Origin of the sequence: Pseudomonas sp. RA_15y_Pfl1_P11, from assembly GCF_963970975.1 — a bacterium.
In the GTDB taxonomy this organism is placed as follows: Bacteria; Pseudomonadota; Gammaproteobacteria; order Pseudomonadales; family Pseudomonadaceae; genus Aquipseudomonas; species Aquipseudomonas tritici.
This window is the reverse complement of sequence record NZ_CAXAOY010000016.1, coordinates 106,880-123,134: the sequence shown is the minus strand read 5'-3', so window position 1 is coordinate 123,134 and position 16,255 is coordinate 106,880. Positions and strand designations below refer to the sequence as shown.

Genomic DNA, 16,255 nt, shown 5'->3' with positions numbered 1-16,255 from the left:
CTTGCAGCTTGCAGCTACATCACTCCCCCTTGAGCCGCTCGGCAGCCAGCCGCTGCGCCAAGGCATCCACACCTTCAACCGGCTCATCCGGCATTATCTTCAGCGTCGCCTGCATCAGACGCATCTGGCGGATAAACCGTCGGCAGTTCGGGCAGAACATCAAGTGATGACGCACCAGCAGACGCTCGCGAAAGGTCAATTGCCCATCGAGATAGTCACTGGAACGTGCCACTTGTTCTTTACAGGTCAGCATTCGCCCGTCTCCTCAAAATGCTCCACCGTGGCGAAGACTTTAAGCCGCGCTCGGTGCAACAGCACACGGACATTGGAGAGCGACAGCGTCAGGAGATTACAGATCTCTTCCAGCTCCAGGCCCTGGCGTTCACGCAGCACCAGCACGCTGCTTTGCAGATCAGACAGACTCAGCAACGTGTGTTCCAGGCATTCACGCAATTCATCTTCGGTCAGCAAGGCTTCCGGGGTGTCCTGATGCCAGGCGTAGGGGGCGACGGCCCAGTGGCCATCGTCCGGGGTGAAACGGTCATCACCAATGGTGCCGTGGGGTGAAGGCAGATCATCGAGCAATACCTCGCGACGATTCTGCTTGTAGCGTCCCTTGGCCGCGTTGGCGGTGATGGTCAGCAGCCAGGTCTTGAGGCTGGAACGCCCTTCGAATTTAGCCAGGTTGCGTACCACCGACAGCCAGGCATCCTGCACGATTTCGTCGGCGTGGCGCTGGCCGACGATGGCATAAGCCACCGCACGCATGGCGCTCTGGTAGGTGGCGACCAACTCCTTATAGGCCCGCTGCTCACCCTTGAGCAGACGTTCAAGCAGGTGCGCGTCGTCCGCTGCTGCCATTGATTAACCTCGATTTCACTGTCGAAATCCGATTCCTGTGGGAGCTGGCTTGCCTGCGATGCAGGCACTTTGGTGTATCAGTCACACCGCGGTGATGCCATCGCAGGCAAGCAGCACCCACATTTGACCGTGATCGACCGGTAGATCAGCGTTTACGCAGGATCACGCTGCCAATCGAATAGCCCGCGCCAAACGAACTGAGCACGGCCACGGAACCCTTGGGCAAATCATCCTGATAGGTGTGAAACGCAATCACCGAACCTGCGGAGCTGGTATTGGCGTAGGTGTCGAGAATCACCGGCGCTTCTTCAACCGTGGCCTCGCGGCCGAGCAGTTTCTTCACGATCAAGTGGTTCATGCTCAAGTTGGCTTGATGCAGCCAGAAGCGCTTCACATCGGCCACGTTCAGCTGGTTTTCAACCAAGTGCACGCCGATCAACTCGGCCACCATCGGGCACACATCACGGAAAACCTTTCGGCCTTCCTGCACGAACAGCTTGTCGGGCGCGCCGATACCCTCTTGCGCTGCGCGATTGAGAAAGCCGAAGTTGTTGCGAATGTTATTGGAGAACTTGGTCAACAGCTTGGTGCTGACCACGTCAAACTGATGCTCGGAGGTGGCCAGGTCGGCGCGCTCGAGGATCACAGCCGTGGCGGCGTCACCAAAGATGAAGTGGCTGTCACGGTCGCGGAAGTTCAGGTGACCGGTGCAGACTTCCGGGTTGACCATCAGGATCGCCCGCGCCTGGCCCAGTTGGATGCTGTTGGCGGCGTTCTGGATGCCGAAAGTGGCCGAGGAACACGCCACGTTCATGTCAAACCCAAAACCCTCGATGCCCAGGGCTTCCTGGACCTCAATGGCGATGGCCGGGTAGGCGCGCTGCAGGTTCGAACAGGCGACAATGACACCGTCGATGTCAGCGGCGGTCTTGCCGGCGCGTTGCAAGGCCTGTTCGGCAGCACCGACGGCCATCTGGCAGAGCACCGACCACTCGTCGTTGCTACGCTCGGGTAGGTGCGGGGCCATGCACTGCGGGTCGAGGATGCCGTCTTTGTCCATCACGAAGCGGCTCTTGATGCCCGAGGCTTTTTCGATGAAGGCTGCGCTGGATTCAGTCAACGCCTGCACTTCACCGCGCTCGATGGCGGCGGCGTTATCGCTGTTGAACTGTTGCACGTAAGCATTGAAAGACTGCACAAGCTCTTCGTTGGAGATGCTGTTGGCTGGGGTGTACAGGCCAGTGCCGCTGATGACGACGTTATGCACGGTCGTTCCTCTAAATCTGTCAGGCAGAAGATATTGGTACCGTCGTACCAAACTGTAAATAGTCCGATTCCGCACCGCGGACACCAAACTGGCATCGCTTTATTCCATCGCGTCGTGACGCTTCACGACGATCCCGGCATTTATAACGGCGAAGTTTGCCACAAACCCTAGGATTTGGCGCCATCTCGCAGATATGCCCATTTTAATGTGGGACCTGCTATGCCTGGAAAACCGGGAAAGGGGTCAGGCTTCCACCAGACTCCATTGCTTGCTCAAACGCTTATCGGAAATCGGCACTTTGGTACCCAACTGCTGAGCAAACAACGACACCCGATACTCCTCCAACCACCAGCGATAGAGCGCCAACTGGGGATCGCGCTTGCCTTCCTGGGCGTGCTTTTTCAGGCGGTTTTCGTATTGCGTCCACAAGCCTCCCATCTCGCCGCTCCACACCCGATCCTTTTGTACTTGGCTGGGCAGTTTTTCCAGGCGCAACTCGATAGCCTTGAGGTAACGCGGCAGTTCCTTGAACCACTGCGCCGGGGTTTCCCGCACGAAACCGGTGTACACCAGGCTGCTCAACTGCTGCTTGATGTCATTCAGGGCCACGGCCTGGGCCAGGTCGATCTTGCCTTTGAAGCGCTTCTGCAAGCCATGCCAGAGTTTCAGCACCTCCAGGGTCAAGCGCGCCGTGCGTTCGGCGTGTTCAGTCCAGCTGCCACGCTTGCGCTCAGCCAGGGCAGCCAAACCGGCACCGTCACGCGGCAGGCTGGCTTCGCCTTCGAGTACGCAGGTGTCGAGGCTGGCCAGCAGGATGTCTTCCACCAGCGCGTCGATACGCCCTAATTCGCGGTACATCAGCGCCAGCTCGGTCAAACCAGGCAACTTGCCGCGCAGGAACTTGGCCGGTTCCGCCAGTTGCTGCATCAGCAGACGCTGCAATGCGCGGCGATGCTGGAATTCAGCCTCGGCAGCCGTCGAGAAGCGCCCCTCCTTGACCGTGCCGTTTTCTTCCACCAGCGCCGGATACACCGTCATCGAAAGCCCGGCGATCTTCTGTTGAGTTTTTTCCGCCACCGCCGCAAACACCTTGGCCTCCACCGGCTGCTGGCTTTTCGCGGTTTGCGGCACGGCCAACGCAGCCTGGCTGGCCTCGGCAAAGCGCGCCGTTAGTTCAGCCAGGTCGCGGCCTTCGCCGAGGAACTTGCCCTGGCCGTCGACCACTTCAAGGTTCATCTTCAGGTGGCTTTCCACCTGTTGTGACGCTTCGGCCCAGGCTTCATCGCTGACCCTCGCGCCGGTCATGCGCAGCAGTTCGCGGCCCAACGCCTGAGGCAACGAGCCCTGGCCGAATTCGACGCGTTGCAAAGCGGCCTTGACGAAGTCTGGCACCGGCACAAAGTTTTTGCGCAGCGCCTTGGGCAGGTTGCGCACCAGGGCGATGCACTTGGCCTCGATCACCCCGGGCACCAGCCATTCCAGACGCTCCGGCGGCAAGGCCGGCAACAGCGGTGCCGGCACGCGCAGGGTCACTCCGTCGCGCGGGTGATTGGGTTCGAAGTGGTAACTCAACGCCAGTTCCAGGTCGCCCAAGTGCAGGGTGTCCGGATAATGCGCGGCGGTGACCTCACTGGCCTCGCGGGCCAGCACGTCTTCCTCGCGCATGATCAGCAGTTGCGGGTCTTTCTGGCTGTTGACCTTGTACCAGCTGTCGAAGGTCGCGGTCTGGTGGATCTCTGCTGGCAGGCGCGCATCGTAGAAAGCGTAAAGCGTTTCTTCATCCGCCAGGATGTCACGGCGGCGCGCCTTGGCTTCCAACTCGTCGAGCTGTTCCAGCAACTGCTGATTGGCCGTCAGGCACTTGGCCCGCGACTGAATCTCGCCACGCACCAGACCTTCGCGGATAAACAGCTCGCGCGACACCACTGGGTCGATCGGCCCGTAATGCACCGGCCGCCGCCCGACCACAATCAGCCCGAACAGCGTGATCTGCTCAAAGGCCACGACTTGCCCGCGCTTCTTCTCCCAATGGGGCTCAAAATGGTTTTTCTTGATCAAGTGCCCGGCCAGCGGCTCGATCCAGTCGGCGTCGATCTTGGCGACCATGCGCGCATACAGCTTGGTGGTTTCCACCAGTTCGGCGGTCATCAGCCATTGCGGGCGCTTCTTGCCGATGCCCGATGAGGGGTGAATCCAGAAGCGGCGCTGGCGTGCGCCGAGGTAATCGCCGTCTTCGGTTTTCTGGCCGATCTGGCTGAGCAAGCCGGACAACACCGCCTTGTGCAGCTTTGGAAAGTCCGCCGGCTCTTTGTTGATGGTCAACTGCATATCGCGGCAGATCAGGCTCAACTGGCGATGGGAATCGCGCCACTCGCGCAGGCGCAGGTAGTTGAGGAAGTTCTTGCGGCACCAGTTGCGCAGCGGGCTGGCCGTCAGTTCCTGGCGCTGTTCTTCAAAGCCGCGCCACAAATTGACCAAGCCGGCGAAGTCCGAATCCGGATCTTTCCACTGCGCGTGGGCCTGGTCGGCGGCTTGCTGACGCTCGGGCGGACGCTCGCGCGGGTCCTGGATCGACATGGCACTGGCGACGATCAACACTTCCTGCAAGCTGCCGAGTTTGGCCGCTTCCAGCAGCATGCGGCCCATGCGCGGGTCCACCGGCAGGCGCGCCAGTTGGCGACCCAAGGGCGTGAGCTGGCTGTTGCGGTCGACCGCCGAGAGCTCTTGCAGCAGGTTGAAACCGTCGCTGATGGCCTTGCCGTCCGGCGGCTCGATAAACGGGAAGTCGGTGATTTCGCCGAGGCGCAGGTGCAGCATCTGCAGGATCACGGCGGCGAGGTTGGTGCGCAGGATTTCCGGGTCGGTAAATTCCGGGCGGCCGATAAAGTCTTCTTCGCTGAACAAGCGGATGCAGATCCCCGGCTCAACCCGGCCGCAACGGCCTTTACGCTGATTGGCGCTGGCCTGGGAAATCGCCTCGATCGGCAGGCGTTGCACCTTGGCGCGGTAGCTGTAGCGACTAATGCGCGCAGTGCCGCTGTCGATCACATAACGGATGCCGGGCACGGTCAGCGAGGTTTCCGCAACGTTGGTCGCCAACACCACGCGCCGGCCCGGATGGGACTGGAAAATGCGCTGCTGTTCGGCCGGCGACAGGCGTGCGTACAGCGGCAAAATTTCGGTGTGCTTGAGCTGGGCTTTGCGCAACATGTCGGCGGCGTCGCGAATCTCGCGCTCACCCGGCAGAAACACCAGCACGTCGCCGGGGCTGCGCCGTTCGCTGCGCTCATAAGCGGCGATTTCATCGAGGGTGGCAAGGATCGCCTGGTCAACCGTCAAGTCGTCTTCGACGCGGTTGCCCTCCTCGTCCTGCTCCAGGGTCAGCGGGCGATACCACGTGTCCACCGGGAAGGTACGGCCCGACACCTCGACAATCGGCGCATCGTCAAAGTGCTTGGAAAAGCGCTCCAGGTCGATGGTCGCCGAGGTGATGATCACCTTCAGGTCCGGGCGACGCGGCAGCAGGGTTTTCAGGTAGCCCAGCAGGAAGTCGATGTTGAGGCTGCGCTCGTGGGCTTCGTCGACGATGATCGTGTCGTAGCGTTCCAGGTAGCGGTCGTTCTGGGTTTCCGCCAGCAGGATGCCGTCGGTCATCAGCTTGATCAGGGTGTTGGAATCGCTCTGGTCTTCGAACCGAACTTGATAGCCGACCAACGCGCCCAGCGGCGTAGCCAACTCTTCGGCCACCCGGCTGGCAACGCTGCGCGCAGCGATCCGGCGTGGCTGAGTGTGGCCGATCAGGCCGAACTGGCCGCGACCGATTTCCAAGCAGATTTTCGGCAACTGGGTGGTTTTACCCGAACCGGTCTCACCGGCAATGATCAGCACCTGATGCTTGTTCAACGCCGCCTTGATTTCATCGCGCTTGGCGGCAATCGGCAGGCTGTCGTCGTAGCGAATCACTGGCAGGCTGGCACGCCGCGCCGTGACCTGGGCGCAGGATGCCTGCATCCGCGCAACCCACTGCGCCAGCTTTTCCTCATCGGGTTTCTTGCGCAGCTCAAGTAACTGCCGCCGCAAGCGGTTGCGGTCGGCAAGCATGGCGTGATCGAGGGTTTTGAGCAGTTGGTCGATAGTGGGCGCTTGGTCAGTCATCAGGGCGGCAAGGGTCTTTTGGGTAAGGCAGGCGAGACCTGCACAGCATTAATCGATTGAGTGGGAGGGATTGTCGCAGATTTCGACACATCGGGAGACGTTCCATCACGTGGCGATGGTCTTTAGCGCCCAACCCAATAGCGACTTTTACTACACAGCTGTGGAGGCCCTTCTCACTGTTAAAAAGCGAAAGTCCGATTTGATGGATGAGATATACAGGCTTCAATAAGTCTCCAGGTACGCCTCGCAAATCAGACCGCTCAACCCTGAAAAAGGCGCTTTATATGCCAATCGATTCCGTCACGTCACGCTTACCAAGCTATGAAGAATCCATGCGAGCACAACCGCGTTCGGCAGATACGCAGCCACCGCCCCGCTATGAGTTCCCTCCGGCCTACACGGAAAAGCCGCCCTCAACACCCCCCAACAGCCAAGTCTCGTCGGAGCCGACTACCAACCTGAGGGCAAATAGAATTTCGAACTATCACGTTACAAGCCAAGCAGCACGAGGAATGAGTTTCATGAGTGGTCTATGACGCATTTGGCGAATGGCAAGACAACGCATGACTGTTTTCGTCTTTGACTCTCGAGGATTTTCATATGCCTATCGACTCCAGCCGTTACTCCAACACTTACACCCGTCATTTGCATAATTACGCCGACAAATATCAAGACATTGCTCCTCAATCTTTTTCAACAACTTCCTCTTGGTCGTCAAACCCCACTGGCGCTCACGACGCCTCTACAAAAAACGGATATGAGGGCTATCCGAAACTGACCAATACAAGAGCGAAAGACCTGAACGCGGAGATGCACCTGGCGGGCGCGGCGACGAACCCCAGAAACCCGATAGCCACCGTCACAACCATAAAGAAACCAGACGATCTGAACATCGCGAAGAGACCGAACACAATCACCAAGTTCGTCGTGACTGGAGACGGCCAGATGGTCGTTGCCAACATCAATAAAAATGTAGCGCCAAAGATGGTCTCCCACCCCGCTGTCGCGGAAATGGGGGCCGGTGCCGGACAGTCGAGTAATGTCGTCAGTGCCGGCTACTTGAAACAAACCCTAACGGGCAAAACGTACTTATCCAATACCTCAGGCCATTACCAACCCGCGAAAAATGACATGAAGCCCGCGCAGTACCACTTGGAAAAAATAGGCGTCCAGTCGACCAACAGCAAATTTGGCGTTTTCTGAAGAGCGCTCCCCAAAAATCCGGCTCAGGGACAGATCACACCTTATAAATGATCGCGCTCCCTGCGCCGGTAAGGAAACACATCAATGACCTTACCGGCGCGAATCGCTTCCTGAAGCCCTTTCCAGTAGTCCGCGTTGTACAACTCGCCATGCAGCTCATCAAACAGTTTGCGCTGGCCGGCGTCGGCGAACAGGAACGGCGGGAACTCTTCGGGGAACACATCCAGCGGGCCGATTGAGTACCAGGGCTCGGAGGCCATTTCATCCTCGGGCGTACGTGGTGTGGGAATGTGGCGGAAGTTGGCTTCGGTGAGAAAGCAGATTTCGTCGTAGTCGTAGAACACCACGCGGCCGTGACGGGTGACGCCGAAGTTTTTCAGCAGCATGTCGCCGGGGAAGATATTCGCCGCCGCCAGTTGCTTGATTGCCAGGCCGTAATCTTCCAGGGCCTCGCGCACCTGGGCGGCGTTGGCATTCTCGAGGTAAAGGTTGAGTGGGGTCATCCGCCGTTCGGTCCAGCAATGGCGGATCAGCACGGTGTCGCCTTCCACTTCGACAGTGCCTGCGGCGACTTCCAACAGCTCGGCCAGGCACTCGGGTTCGAATTTGCTCAGGGGAAAGCGGAAGTCGGCGAACTCCTGAGTATCGGCCATGCGCCCTACGCGGTCGACACTTTTAACCAGGCGATACTTTTCGATCACCGTGGCGCGGTTGACGTTTTTCGACGGTGAAAAGCGGTCCTTGATGATTTTGAACACAGTGTTGAAGCCCGGCAGGGTAAACACGCTCATGACCATGCCGCGCACACCGGGGGCCATGATGAACTGATCGTCGGTGGTCGCCAGGTGATTGATCAGGGCACGGTAGAACTCTGACTTGCCGTGCTTGTAGAAACCAATGGAGGTGTACAGCTCGGCGATGTGCTTGCCCGGCAGGATGCGCTTGAGAAAGCCGATGAATTCCGCCGGCACCGGCACATCAACCATGAAGTAGGAACGGGTGAACGAGAAGATGATCGACACATCGGCTTCGTCGGTGATCAGCGCATCGATCTGGATGCCCTGGCCTTCGCGGTGCAGCAGCGGGATCACCAGGGGCCATTGTTCATCGCGGGTATAGATGCGCCCGACGAGGTAGGCGCCTTTATTGCGGTAGAGCACCGAGGAAAACAGCTCGACCTTGAGGTCCGGGTCCTTGCATACCCAGTCCGGCATGTTTTCCCGCAGTTGGGCTTCAAGGCGGCGCAGGTCGGCGGCGAGGTCGGCGTAGGGTTCGCTGAAGCGGTAGTCGGCAAAGATCTGCGCGAGCATTTCCGGGATTTTCCCGGCGGGCGTGTAGGTGCGCGTCTGCGCGGCCCTTGCCCGGCGCAGGCTGGGCCGAGTGGTGTGGATAAACATGCAGCCGTCGCTGATCAGGTCGTGACTGAACAGGCCGCAGAAGATCGAGTTGTACCAGGTCTCGGACAGCTCATCGTCAAAACGCAGGTCGATCAGGCCAATGTAGGCGCTTTTCACCACGGGCCACACATTAATGTCGAGTAAGGCGGCCTCATCGAAGTGCTCGCGCAGGCGTGCGGTCACTTCACTGACCTTGTCTTCATAGAGGTTGATCCGCGCCGCCGACGCCGCCTGCCCCTGCTGCCACTGAGCCTTTTCAAAACGCTCGCGGGCGCCATCGGTGATATGGCGGAAGTGCTCGCGGTAGTCGTCGAAGCCATCGAGGATCATCTGGGCGACAGCGAGGGCGAACTGCGACATGCGGGAAACCTCTATGGGCATCTGGAAGCCCTGAGCTTAGCCAGTGTACGAGTGCAGGAGAAGGGTCATTTTGGGAATGCCTCGTACACCTTCGTTCATTTCGTCCATTTATTTTCAATTTTTTAATTCGACCAATCGGTCAATAAACGCACCGTTTAGTCGCACTGCGTTTTATCTGCACGCTTAAAACGGCGGGCCTTGTCAGCCTGAGCCTGCAACATCGTTTTGCGCACGGGTCTGGGTGAACGACCAAGGGCATCGGATCCAACTAAGGGAAACCCTGATCACTACAGTGATAGCACTTTGATATACAGCGCGCCCTCTCCCTCCCTACAAGGTCCTAAGACCGATCCGGGAGCAGGATCTAATCGCCCAAGGAGCACTGAGATGTCATTGAGGAACATAAAGATCGGTCTGCGTGCCAGTCTGAGTTTTGCGGTTTTGGCCAGCTTGCTGGTGATCGTCGGGATGTTTGGCCTGGGCCAGATGGCCAAGCTGCGGCAAAGCGCGCTGATCATTGAGGAGGTGTGGATGCCGAGCATCGAGAGCATCCACGACAGCGCAACCTGGTGATCGCCAGCGCCGCCGAGCAACAGGCGCTGGTGGCACGTGATGTGGACCCCAGCCTGGTGAATATTCGCGACCTGTCCACCCAGAACGCCGCTGGCGCCACTCAAACTTCGGCGGCCAGCCAGGAACTGTCGCGTTTAGCGGTGGACCTGAATGGGATGGTGACGCGGTTTGTTCTGTAATCATTAGAAATGTCATGCAACACTCGCCGCCTATTTATGTGGGAGTGATCCGTGAGACCTGTCGACACCCTTTACTTGCTGGGGCTCGCTGCCATCTGGGGCGCGAGTTTCCTGTTCATGCGCATTATTGCGCCGGAAATCGGCACGATGCCGACTGCGTTTTTCCGCGTGTCGATTGCCGCCGCCGGGTTGCTGGTGATCCTGGCAATGATGCGCGTAAGCTGGGATTTCCAGGGCAAGTTCAAGACTGTATTGCTATTGGGGGTGATCAACTCCGGGATTCCGGCAACTATGTATTCGGTGGCCGCCCAGGTGCTGCCAGCGGGTTACTCGGCGATCTTCAATGCAACCACGCCGTTGATGGGCGTGCTGATTGGCGGGCTGTTTTTCAGCGAACGCCTGACGCCCTCGAAAGTCGCTGGGGTATTTCTCGGCTTGTTGGGCGTGGGTGTGCTGACCCGCGCGGGGCCGGTGGCGTTTGACTTGGAGTTATTGATGGGCGCGCTGGCCTGTTTGCTGGCAACCACCTGTTACGGCTTTGCCGGGTTCCTGACACGGCGCTGGCTGGATCAGCGCGGCGGCTTGGACAGTCGCCTGTCGGCCCTGGGCAGCATGCTTGGGGCGACGTTGTTCCTGCTGCCGTTTTTCGCCTACAGCGCGATCAGCCAGCCTCCAGCGAGTTGGGGTGGTTGGCAGGTGTGGTTGTCACTGTTGGGATTGGGGCTGGTGTGCACGGCGTTTGCCTACATCCTGTACTTCCGCCTGCTGACGTCCATTGGGCCGGTGAGGTCGATGACTGTGACCTTCATGATCCCGCCGTTCGGCGTGCTGTGGGGTGCGTTGTTGCTGGATGAGCCATTGTCCATGGCGCACGTGTATGGCGGGGTGCTGATTGCCGGCGCGTTGTGGTTGGTGTTGCGCCCGAAAAAACTGTGAGCGAAGCCCTTCGCTCACAGTTTGATTGGATCAGTTTTTACGGAAGACAAACATCAACCCGATGATGATCAACCCCATCCCCAGCAGACTCAGCACAGCGAGCGTGTTGCCAAAGATCAAGTAGTCCATCACCGCCGTCACCGCCGGCACCAGGTAAAACAGACTGGTGACATTCACCAGGTTGCCCCGGGCGATCAGGCGGTACAGCAACAGCGTTGCCAGCACCGACACCACCAGCGCCATCCACAACACCGGCAGGTAAAACCCGCTGTTGTGCTCAAAGTGGAACGGCTGGAACGGCACCACCACCGAACACAGCAGCAGCCCCGCCAGGTACTGCACCGGCAGCGTGCCCAAGGGGTTGTCGGCGATACGCTTTTGCATGATCGAGCCGAAGGTCATGCTTGCCAGGGCCAGCAGCCCGAACAGCATCCCGGCCAGGGACATACCGGACAACCCGATGCCCTGGTAAACCACCATGATCAGCCCCGCCAACCCCAGCCCCAGGCCGAACAGCCGGCGCCACGAGCGCTGACGTTCCATCAGCACCACCGTCAGGATCGGCTGCACGCCCATGATGGTTGCCATCATGCCGGGAGTGACTTTCAGGTCCAGGGCCAGCACATAAAAAATCTGGTAGGCCCCCAGCAACACCAGGCCGGTCGCCGCCGCATACACCATGGGTTTGCCGGGGCGTGGCAATTTCAGCTTGAGGATCGGCACCAGAATCACCAACCCCGCCAGGGCAATGGCAAAGCGGATCAACAGAAACGCGAAGGGTGAAGCATGGGCCAAGCCCAATTTGGAGAAAATCGCCCCGCTGCTCCACAGCAAGACAAACAGGCTCGTCGAGGCCGCCGCGGCCACGGATTGTTTCGAAAAAACAGACATGGATACCACCTGTCATCAGGCAAAAAAAGCCGATTCAGCAGTTGCTGAAACTCAGTAGGTTTTTTTCAGGCGGGCAGACGGGAACAGCAATCAGCTGATCAGCCCGAAAGGCCAACACCCGGCGGTGATACGACTGCGTACACCGGCGTGCGACTGACAGGTGGGGGGTAGTGACTGATCTGCGCAGGCTGCTGGTTCCCGCACGGCACGACTGCAGCGTTGGACGCTGAATCGACTACCGCTATGCGCTGGAAAGCTGGCATGGGCTGATCTTGTGTGAAGGGATGAAGAGGCCTGGACTATAACCAGTCGTTACCAGGGTTGGCAATCACTTCACCCACGCGCAGTGCGTGGAGGCGTTTTCATGCGGGCCTTGGCGGACCGGTCGCTATGCCGGGGCAGGATATGGCCTGGCTTATCGCTTCGGCGGCCTGGGCGCGGCAATAGCCACACACTTTGGTTTGAACCTGCTTCACTTCGGGTTGTTTACCTACCCGATGCTGGCCGGTTGATTGTTGCAAAAATAAGTTAAATAAACCGCCATTCCTGCCGACAACCCTTGAAAGCCTTGCGGATTGAACAACCATGCGTAATAACCAACCCGTTACCCAGCGCGAACGTACCTTCCCCGCTCAGCAACGGTTGATCTCCACCACAGATGCCAAGGGCGTGATCACTTACTGCAACGACGCGTTTGTCGAAATCAGTGGGTACACCCGCGAAGAACTGGTACGTGCCCCGCACAACCTGGTGCGTCATCCGGATGTTCCGGCGGCGGTGTTCGCGCACATGTGGTCGACGCTCAAACAAGGCTTGCCATGGATGGGCATCGTCAAGAATCGCTGCAAGACCGGTGATCACTACTGGGTTAACGCCTATGTGACGCCCGTCTTCGACGGCAACCAGGTGGTCGGCTACGAATCGGTGCGCATCAAGCCCACCTCTGAGCAAATCCGCCGGGCCGAAGCGCTTTATCACCGCATCAACCAGGGCAAGTCAGCGATCCCCCAGCGGGACAAATGGCTGCCGGTGTTGCAGGACTGGCTGCCGTTTATCCTGGTGAGCCAACTGAGCTTCATGATCGGCGCGTCACTCAACTCCCACTGGGGCTTTGCCCTGGCGGCGGGGTTGTCGGTGCCGTTGGGCCTGCTGGGCTTGAGTTGGCAACAGCGTGGCCTCAAGCGTTTGCTGCGCCTGGCCGAGCAGACCACGTCCGACCCGTTGATCGCGCAGATGTACACCGACAGCCGTGGTGCCCAGGCGCGCCTGGAGATGTCGATCCTCAGCCAGGAGGCGCGTCTGAAGACCTGTCTGACGCGCTTGCAGGACACTGCCGAGCACCTGAACGCCCAGGCGGCGCAGTCCAACACCCTGGCGCATAACAGCTCCAGCGGCCTGGAACGCCAGCGTGTAGAAACCGAGCAGGTGGCGACGGCGGTCAACCAGATGGCGGCGACGACCCAGGAGGTCGCCAGCCATGTGCAGCGCACCGCCGATGCGACCCAAGAGGCTAACCGCCTGACCGGTCGCGGTCGCGACATTGCCGGGGAAACCCGCGAGGCGATTCAGCGTCTGTCGGTGGCGGTTGGGGAGACGGGCGTGACCGTCACTCAATTGGCCAAGGACAGCGATGAGATTGGTGGTGTGGTCGATGTGATCAAAGGGATCGCTGACCAGACCAACCTGCTGGCCTTGAACGCAGCCATCGAAGCGGCGCGTGCCGGTGAGATGGGTCGAGGCTTTGCCGTCGTTGCCGATGAAGTCCGTCAACTGGCCCAACGCACCGCCGAGTCGACCGGGCAGATCCATGCCCTGATCGCCAAGCTGCAGCACACCGCTGCTGCCGCTGTGCAAACCATGGACGCCGGGCATCGCCAGGCCGAAGAAGGCGTAGCGCGGGTGATGGAAGCGGATCAGGCGTTGGTGGGCATCAGCGAAGCGGTGGCACATATCACCGACATGACGACCCAGATCGCTGCTGCCACTGAAGAGCAAAGCTCCGTGGCCGAAGAGATCAGCCGTAATATCAGCACGATTGCGCTGTTGGCGGACCAGACGTCGGAGCAGGCGTTGAACTCGGCGCAGTTGAGTGAAGAGCTGACGCATACCGCGCATACCCAGTATTCGCTGGTGGAGCGGTTTAACCGGTAGGCCGCTTTCGCGAGCAAGCCCCCACATTTGAATGCATTCACACATCTAAATGTGCGGGCTTGCTCGCGAAGGATCCCTAAGAGGCGCCGAGAAACTCAGCGACCTTCACCGCCGCAGCCTCCAAGTGCTGCTCATGACTAAACCCCGACGTCTTCAACGGCTTCAAATCATGATCCCCCGCCACCAGCCACATCACCTCGATGCTCGGCGACACGTCGTACCCCTCCACCGCCGCCCGATTGCCCAGCGCATCGCGCTCGCCCTGCACAATCAACGTCGGCGCCTTCAACCCAGCCAGGTGCTCGACCCGTGGTTTTTCCGGCTTGCCCACCGCATAGAACGGATACCCCAGGCACACCAGCCCATCGGCGCCCAATTCATCGGCCAACAAACTGGCCATGCGTCCGCCCATGGACTTGCCGCCAATCGCCAGTTTCCCAGCGACATGACGTCGCACCTCGACATACACCTCGCGCCATCCTTCCAGCAGTTTGGGCGCAGGGTTCGGTGGCCGCCTGCCCCCGTCCACCCGGCGCTGGGCCATGTACGCAAACTCGAAGCGCAACACGTTCACGCCATGCCCCGCAAGGCGTGCAGCCATGTCGTTCATAAACCCGGAATCCATTGGTGCACCGGCGCCGTGGGCCAGGATCAGCGTGACTGGAGCGGCTGAAGTCGTCCTCGACGCCGCATCCCACAGCCACCCATGTTCCCGCACACACTGCACCCATTGATCCCCGTCAATACTGGCCTTGTGCTCTTTGGCCATGCTTGCCTCGCTTTTTAGTCTGCCTATAACTCCAGCCCAAGTGTCGCATCTGCTTGGGCTGAACCGTGGATGGGGAACCATGAACACTACTTTAAGTACCGCCTATAACTACAAGGTGGTCCGCCAATTCGCCATTATGACGGTGGTGTGGGGCATCGTCGGCATGGGGCTCGGGGTTTTTCTCGCGGCTCAATTGGTTTGGCCTGCACTCAACTTCGACTTGCCCTGGACCAGCTTCGGCCGCCTGCGCCCGTTGCACACCAATGCGGTGATCTTCGCCTTTGGTGGCTGCGCGCTGTTCGCCAGCTCCTTCTACTCGGTGCAACGTACCTGCCAGACGCAGCTGTTCGCGCCGAAAATCGCCGCATTCTGCTTCTGGGGCTGGCAGCTTGTCATTCTCTCGGCCGCCATCTCCTTGCCACTGGGCTACACCAGTTCCAAGGAATACGCAGAACTGGAATGGCCGATCGACATCCTGATCACCATTGTCTGGGTGGCGTATGCCATCGTGTTCTTTGGCACGATCATGAAGCGCAACACCAAGCATATCTACGTCGGCAACTGGTTCTTCGGTGCGTTCATTATCACCGTGGCCATCCTGCATATCGTCAACAACCTGGAAATCCCGGTTAGCCTGACCAAGTCCTACTCCCTCTACGGCGGTGCGACGGATGCCATGGTGCAGTGGTGGTATGGGCATAACGCGGTAGGCTTTTTCCTCACCGCCGGTTTCCTCGGCATGATGTATTACTTCGTGCCGAAACAGGCCGAGCGCCCGGTGTATTCCTATCGTTTGTCCATCGTGCACTTCTGGGCACTCATCACCCTGTACATCTGGGCCGGCCCGCACCACTTGCACTACACCGCGCTGCCGGACTGGGCACAGTCGCTGGGCATGGTGATGTCGCTGGTGCTGCTGGCACCGAGCTGGGGCGGCATGATCAACGGCATGATGACGCTCTCGGGTGCATGGCATAAGTTGCGCAGCGACCCGATCCTGCGCTTCCTCGTCGTCTCCCTGGCGTTCTACGGCATGTCGACCTTCGAAGGCCCGATGATGGCGATCAAGACCGTCAACGCCCTCTCCCACTACACCGACTGGACCATCGGCCACGTACACGCCGGTGCCCTTGGCTGGGTAGCGATGATTTCCATTGGCGCGCTGTACCACATGATCCCGAAAGTTTTCGGTCGCGAGCAGATGTACAGCCTTGGCCTGATCAACGCGCACTTCTGGCTGGCCACCATCGGCACCGTGCTCTACATCGCCTCGATGTGGGTCAACGGCATTGCCCAGGGCCTGATGTGGCGTGCGGTCAACGAAGACGGCACCTTGACCTACTCCTTCGTCGAAACCCTGGTGGCCAGCCATCCTGGCTTCATCGTGCGGTTGGTGGGCGGTGCGATCTTCCTCAGCGGCATGTTCCTGATGGCTTACAACACTTGGCGCACCGTGCGTTCGGCGCAACCTGCCGAAGTTGCCGCTGCGGCGCAGATGGCCTGAGGAGTCTGT

General features: G+C 59.6%; 12 protein-coding genes and 2 pseudogenes. 7 read left to right on the top strand and 7 right to left on the bottom strand.

All coding sequences use genetic code 11. The features are described from left to right. Positions 1 to 19 precede the first annotated feature (19 nt). The 4 genes from AACY44_RS19955 to hrpA form a co-directional block, all read right to left on the bottom strand. A complete protein-coding gene (locus tag AACY44_RS19955) occupies positions 20 to 253 on the bottom strand; it encodes an anti-sigma factor family protein (protein WP_065881214.1) in 234 nt (77 codons plus the stop codon). Beyond that, complete coding sequence (locus AACY44_RS19950) at positions 247 to 861, bottom strand: RNA polymerase sigma factor (protein ID WP_339418713.1); 615 nt, start codon at positions 859 to 861, stop codon at positions 247 to 249. Before AACY44_RS19950 ends, AACY44_RS19955 begins: the two co-directional genes overlap by 7 nt. Positions 862 to 1,006: 145 nt before the next feature. After that, positions 1,007 to 2,128, bottom strand: coding sequence for a beta-ketoacyl-ACP synthase III (locus AACY44_RS19945; protein WP_339418715.1), 1,122 nt, complete (start codon positions 2,126 to 2,128; stop codon positions 1,007 to 1,009). Between the two features lie 243 nt (positions 2,129 to 2,371). After that, positions 2,372 to 6,283, bottom strand: coding sequence for an ATP-dependent RNA helicase HrpA (gene hrpA / locus AACY44_RS19940; protein ID WP_339418717.1), 3,912 nt, complete (start codon positions 6,281 to 6,283; stop codon positions 2,372 to 2,374). Positions 6,284 to 6,883: 600 nt separating this feature from the next. On the opposite strand from hrpA, the gene AACY44_RS19935 reads away from it, so the two are divergent. Then, on the top strand, positions 6,884 to 7,486 hold the full coding sequence (locus AACY44_RS19935) for a hypothetical protein (RefSeq protein WP_339438412.1): 603 nt from the start codon (positions 6,884 to 6,886) through the stop codon (positions 7,484 to 7,486). A gap of 41 nt (positions 7,487 to 7,527) precedes the next feature. Here the strand turns inward: AACY44_RS19935 and aceK are convergent, their stop codons facing one another. Next, positions 7,528 to 9,243, bottom strand: coding sequence for a bifunctional isocitrate dehydrogenase kinase/phosphatase (aceK, locus tag AACY44_RS19930; protein WP_339418721.1), 1,716 nt, complete (start codon positions 9,241 to 9,243; stop codon positions 7,528 to 7,530). 387 nt (positions 9,244 to 9,630) lie between these two features. Between aceK and AACY44_RS19925 the strand changes: the two genes are divergently transcribed. The 3 genes and pseudogenes from AACY44_RS19925 to AACY44_RS19915 all read left to right on the top strand — a co-directional run bounded on the left by AACY44_RS19925 (position 9,631) and on the right by AACY44_RS19915 (position 10,931). Next, on the top strand, positions 9,631 to 9,816 hold the full coding sequence (locus tag AACY44_RS19925) for a hypothetical protein (protein ID WP_339418722.1): 186 nt from the start codon (positions 9,631 to 9,633) through the stop codon (positions 9,814 to 9,816). Continuing rightward, positions 9,801 to 9,995 (top strand): annotated as a pseudogene (locus AACY44_RS19920) (methyl-accepting chemotaxis protein); the annotation flags it as partial. The gene AACY44_RS19925 and the pseudogene AACY44_RS19920, both read left to right, overlap by 16 nt. 51 nt (positions 9,996 to 10,046) lie before the next feature. Further along, complete coding sequence (locus AACY44_RS19915) at positions 10,047 to 10,931, top strand: DMT family transporter (protein WP_339530921.1); 885 nt, start codon at positions 10,047 to 10,049, stop codon at positions 10,929 to 10,931. Positions 10,932 to 10,961: 30 nt separating this feature from the next. On the opposite strand, the gene AACY44_RS19910 is transcribed toward AACY44_RS19915, so the two are convergent. Continuing rightward, positions 10,962 to 11,822: a DMT family transporter gene (locus AACY44_RS19910; protein WP_339530919.1), complete on the bottom strand. Its 861-nt coding sequence runs from the start codon at positions 11,820 to 11,822 to the stop codon at positions 10,962 to 10,964. Positions 11,823 to 12,214: 392 nt separating this feature from the next. Here AACY44_RS19910 and AACY44_RS19905 point away from each other — a divergent pair. Continuing rightward, positions 12,215 to 12,334: pseudogene (locus tag AACY44_RS19905) on the top strand (CPBP family intramembrane glutamate endopeptidase); the annotation flags it as partial. Between the two features lie 73 nt (positions 12,335 to 12,407). Continuing rightward, positions 12,408 to 13,973, top strand: coding sequence for a methyl-accepting chemotaxis protein (locus tag AACY44_RS19900; protein WP_339418727.1), 1,566 nt, complete (start codon positions 12,408 to 12,410; stop codon positions 13,971 to 13,973). 76 nt (positions 13,974 to 14,049) lie between these two features. Here the strand turns inward: AACY44_RS19900 and AACY44_RS19895 are convergent, their stop codons facing one another. After that, on the bottom strand, positions 14,050 to 14,742 hold the full coding sequence (locus AACY44_RS19895) for an alpha/beta family hydrolase (RefSeq protein WP_339439012.1): 693 nt from the start codon (positions 14,740 to 14,742) through the stop codon (positions 14,050 to 14,052). A gap of 79 nt (positions 14,743 to 14,821) precedes the next feature. Here AACY44_RS19895 and ccoN point away from each other — a divergent pair, with 79 nt between their 5' ends. After that, positions 14,822 to 16,246 carry a cytochrome-c oxidase, cbb3-type subunit I gene (gene ccoN, locus AACY44_RS19890; protein WP_339418731.1) on the top strand — a complete coding sequence of 475 codons (1,425 nt, stop codon included), beginning with the start codon at positions 14,822 to 14,824 and terminating at the stop codon, positions 16,244 to 16,246. Positions 16,247 to 16,255: the final 9 nt, after the last annotated feature.